Annotated in this window: 5 protein-coding genes; all 5 read right to left on the bottom strand. The window is 60.9% G+C overall.

Annotated features, from left to right (window positions below; translation table 11 throughout):
- Positions 1-13: 13 nt before the first annotated feature.
- Entirely contained in the window at positions 14-1,048 is a 1,035-nt protein-coding gene (locus tag AWB69_RS44750) for a GlxA family transcriptional regulator (protein ID WP_062093163.1), read from the bottom strand.
- A gap of 78 nt (positions 1,049-1,126) precedes the next feature.
- Positions 1,127-1,273 (bottom strand): hypothetical protein, encoded by a 147-nt coding sequence (locus AWB69_RS50180; RefSeq protein ID WP_331712727.1) that lies wholly within the window; start codon positions 1,271-1,273, stop codon positions 1,127-1,129.
- Positions 1,216-1,464: a hypothetical protein gene (locus AWB69_RS50185; protein WP_062093164.1), complete on the bottom strand. Its 249-nt coding sequence runs from the start codon at positions 1,462-1,464 to the stop codon at positions 1,216-1,218. The genes AWB69_RS50180 and AWB69_RS50185 overlap by 58 nt, the downstream gene beginning before the upstream one ends.
- Before the next feature lie 21 nt (positions 1,465-1,485).
- Positions 1,486-3,216, bottom strand: a complete 1,731-nt coding sequence (locus AWB69_RS44760; protein ID WP_062093165.1) for a choline dehydrogenase — start codon at positions 3,214-3,216, stop codon at positions 1,486-1,488.
- 31 nt (positions 3,217-3,247) lie between these two features.
- Positions 3,248-4,414, bottom strand: coding sequence for an aromatic ring-hydroxylating oxygenase subunit alpha (locus tag AWB69_RS44765; protein ID WP_062093166.1), 1,167 nt, complete (start codon positions 4,412-4,414; stop codon positions 3,248-3,250).
- Between the last annotated feature and the right edge of the window lie 194 nt (positions 4,415-4,608).

Here is a 4,608-nt window from a genome sequence, read left to right on the forward strand (position 1 = left end):
GGCAGCCGGTGGTTCATCCGGCTGCAGCAGGCGCCGCTACTCGCTGCCGCATCACCGGCGCCTCCCACGATTGCGACCGGTCGCGGCTCGGCGGGCAGCCGAACTTCGTTTTATAGACTCGTGAAAAATGTTCGAGCGAGTCGAAGCCCGTCGCGGCCGCGACTTGCGAGACGCTGAGTTCGGTTTGCTGCAGCAGCTTATGGGCGGTCGCCAGCCGCAAGCTGACGTAATACCGAAGCGGGGCGGTTGCGGTGTACTGCTTGAACTGCCGCTCGAGTTGTCGTTTGGACAAACCGACCGCTGCCGCGAGATCCTCGCATGAGAGGGGGGCGGCGACGGATTCCTGCATCAGCCGGATTGCTTCGCTGACTTGTTCGTTCATCGGCGCGGCATCGAGGTCGGTGCGCGCAAGCTGGACTTCACTGGTTCCGCGAATGCGTGCATGCAAAAGATGCTGCGATATCTCTGCCGCCAGTTCGGTGCCCGCATGCTGCCCGATCCATTCGAGCATCATGTCGATAATGCCGCTGCCGCCCGCACACGTGATCAACCGAGGCTCGATGGTATAGAGCTGCGTGGTGGCCTTGACGTTCGGATACGCCTCCTGAAACCCTTCGAGGTTGTCCCAATGCACGGCCGCCGGACGGCCATCGAGAAGCGACGCCGCCGCGAGCATTTCAGTGCCGGTTTCAATCCCGCCAATCTGCGCGCCGAACACGCTTTCGCGCCGCAGCCATGCTTTGACCTTGCGGTTCTTCGCGTGTTTCTTGGGCTCGAAACTCGCAATGACGAAGATGGTCGAGAACTCGCCTGTCTCGTTCGATACCGGCCGCGCTGGCGCGATCATGCCGTTGGTTGCCTGGACCGGTTCGCCATCGATTGAAAGCACACTCCATTCATAGAGCTTGCGTTGACTCAGCCAGTTGGCAATAGCCATCGGTTCGATCACGAGCGCAAGCCCGAGGTTCGAAAACTGCGGCAACACGAGGATGCCCACGCGCCGTGGTGCGGGATGTGTTGGCGAGGCGGATTTGCTCAGCGTGCTCATGGGAACCCCGAGTCTCTTGCCGGATGATCGAATGCACGGATAGAGCCTGACAATAGCGCTTGTGTTGCATCGTCAGACTTACAGGTCGAGCAGGAGCCGTGCAGATCGCGCTCTCGATACGCAGACGTAAACTACCGTATTTTGTTTTTTTTCGACATCGATTTGAATCATGTCGCGATGATCGGCTTCTCCGGCCAGCAGAGTAACCGAGCAAGTGCCGCAGATGCCTTCGCGGCACCCCCCGGGTCTATGCGCACGCGCTCTTGCCGTAACGCCTGCATGATCGATTGATCCGGCATGACCGTGAATATCTTGTTGCTTTGGGCGAGTTCGACTTCGAACGGCAGGTCGGGTGCGGCTTCACGCTCGGCCTGCATGGAAGGCGTGTTACCAGGCGGCGTCCGCGACGATCGCATCGATCCTGACTGGCAGATCGTTCAGGTCTGACATCCATGTTCCTCCGCTGCGCGCTCGCTTTCACGTTGTTGGCGGCGCCAGTCGGCAGGCGTCCAGACCGCTGCGCCGGAGGGCGGCAGCGGTACTCGCCCCATCACGAGATCGCTGCCTTTCTCGCCGATCATCACAGTCGGCGCGTTGGTGTTGCCGCTGACGATGACCGGCATGATGGACGCATCGATGACCCGCAGGCGTTCCAGGCCATGCACGCGCAGATCCGGTCCTGCGACTGCTTCAGCATCGCTTGCCGGGCCCATCTTGCAGGTGCCCGCCGCGTGATAGCCGGTCTCCGTGACTTGCCGCGCCCACGCGTCGAGCGACGCATCGTCGTAAGCGGCCGGCCCGGGTGTGAGTTCATCGCCTGCGAGTTCGCGCATGGCGTTCTGGGCCACGATTTCCCGCACGAGCCGTGCGCCCGCACGCATGTCCGCGCGATCGCGATCGGTTTGCAGGTAGTTGAAAAGAATCCTGGGCGCCAGGCCCGGATCGTTCGACGCGAGGGTCACCGAGCCAAGGCTCGTTGGCCGCATCAGGTCGATATGAACCTGGAACGCATGGGCAGGCACGCTCGACACGCTACCGGGCTGAACGGCGAGTGGCATGAAGGTGAGCTGCAGATCGGGATGCTCGACCCCGGCGCGTGAGCGGATGAACGCGCCCGCTTCGAAGTGATTACTCGCTGCAAAACCCGAGCGATTCATGAACCACTGCGCGCCGACCCACCATTTGCGCGGCGCGACGGTCCACGGAAAGATCGATACCGGCTTCTTGCACAGGTACTGCACCACCGTGTCCGGGTGATCCGACAAGCGCTTTCCTACACCCGGCAGATCGTGGAGCGGCCGCACGCAAGCGCGGCTGAGTTCATCGGCGGGGCCGATGCCTGAGAGCAGCAGCAACTGCGGCGTGTTGATCGCACCCCCGCATAGCAGGACTTCCGCGTCCGCATACACCTTGACGGTCTCGCCATTGCACGCATACTCGATGCCCGTCGCGCGATTGCCGCTGACGAGCACGCGCAACGCGAGCGCACCCGTTACAACGGTCACGTTGCCCCGCGTCAACGCCTCGGCGAGATAACCCCGCGCGGTGCTCCAGCGTTCGCCTTTCCACGTGGTTCTGTCGACGCGCCCGAAGCCTTCCTGGCGATACCCGTTGACGTCGTCGGTATGGCCGTAGCCTGCTTCCACGCCTGCGTTGATGAAAGCACGTGTCAGCACGGTGTCCGTGTTGCCGGCCGTGACGCGAAGATGGCCGCTGTCGCCATGATAGGCATCGGCGCCGAGCTCATGCTTCTCCGAACGGATGAAGTACGGCAGCACGTCACGATAACTCCAGCCGGTGCAGCCTTGTTGTGCCCAGGCGTCGTAGTCGCGGGCGTGGCCGCGTATGTACACCATGCCGTTGATCGACGATGAGCCGCCGAGCACGCGGCCGCGCGGTGTACCAATACGACGCTGGTTGAGGAACGGTTCGGGCTCCGACTGATACTGCCAGTTATAACGGTCTCCGCCGACCACGATGCCCATCGCCGAGGGCATGTCGATCGACCAGTTGCGGTTCACGGGGCCGGCCTCGAGCAGCAGCACGCGCACTTGCGGATCGGCGCCAAGGCGGTTAGCCAACACACAGCCGGCCGAGCCCGCGCCGACAATCACATAGTCGTAGCCGTGGCGGACGCTTTGCGTGGATATTGATGGCTTTGCGCTCATTTGATTCCTCGACAGCGCGGAGACAGCACGTTCATTGACCGTGGATGCCGCTATGAACCAGCGTATGAAAGTGATGCACGAGGTGCTCGCTTTCATTGCTGCGGTCCGCGTCAATCACATAACGGCCCTGGTTGTAGCCGACCGAATGCAGACCCTTTTGTACCGAGATGTTCAGCGCGATATCTTCGGGACCTAGGTCCGTATTCATCCAGTCCATGCAGGCCTTCGTGACGTCCGGGACCGTATCGTGCGGTGTGTAGTAGCCGAAGCGCAGCAGCGTTTTTTCCGCTTCCAGGGGGATGATCAGGAAGGTCGCGAGGAACCCGGAAAAGGGGAACGTGTAGAACGTGTTGTGCGGCCAGATGCCGATGTTGAAGAAACATTCGTCCGGGTTTTTATCCCCGTTCAGCGGCACGCCATACGCGCTGGCTGCGTTCCTGTTTGCCGGTGCGGCGTAGGTCCACCACTTGTCGCGTTGTGTCAGCTTGTAGCCGTCGAAATCGATCAGGTCGGCGAGGTCGACATGGCACGGACCCGAGAGGGAGAAGTGATAACCCTCGATCGAGTTGTCCATGATGACCTTCCAGTTTGCAGGCACGATCACGTCCTTCTCTTCAAGCAGACGGTAGTCGTCGAGTTTCGAAAACACCCGTTTCATTTCAGCGTCAGCGCCGGGGAACAGCGCGCTCATCGACGGCGCGTCCGGGTCGAGGTTGAAGTAGTAGAAGCCGCCCAGTTCCTCGACACGCACGGTCGGGATGTTGTAGCTACCCGCATCGAAACCCTTCACCCGTTCGCTGCGGGGCGCGTGGCGAAGATTGCCGTCGAACCCGTAGCACCACGAGTGATACGCGCAACGGAACACGCCTGTTTGCGTGCCGCGCCGCTCTTCGACCAGACGATTGCCACGATGCTGGCAGACGTTGTGAAACGCGTGGACAACGCCATCCACGCCGCATGTGGCAATGACGCTTTGATCGAAGATATCGGTCATCACGAACTGGCCGGGCTCGCTCAGTTCGCTTTTATGACCGATCACATGCCATGCCGACATGAAGATCCGGTCGCGCTCCGAGCGGAAGATCGTGTCGTCGAAGAAATAGCGCGAGGGCAGGGTGAGCGCCTCTTCGGGCCTCTGCTCGCGCCAGCTTTCCGAGGAGACTATGTCTGCCTTCTTCACAACACGAATGGTTTCCATGTGCAGGTTTCCTGTCGGTGTATCGGGGGATGAGGGAAGTGACGAGTTGCCGTTAGATGAAACTGTAGGGCGGCAAATTCGCATTGACTTGATTAAAGGCGACATTTAAATGACGCGTTTAATCGTCTGTTCGTGTGCCGGTGGAGTTGATGCTGGCTGATGGAATGCGTCTCCGGGAAGTCGCTTTCGATCAT

Origin of the sequence: Caballeronia udeis (genome assembly GCF_001544555.2) — a bacterium.
Taxonomy (GTDB): Bacteria; Pseudomonadota; Gammaproteobacteria; order Burkholderiales; family Burkholderiaceae; genus Caballeronia; species Caballeronia udeis.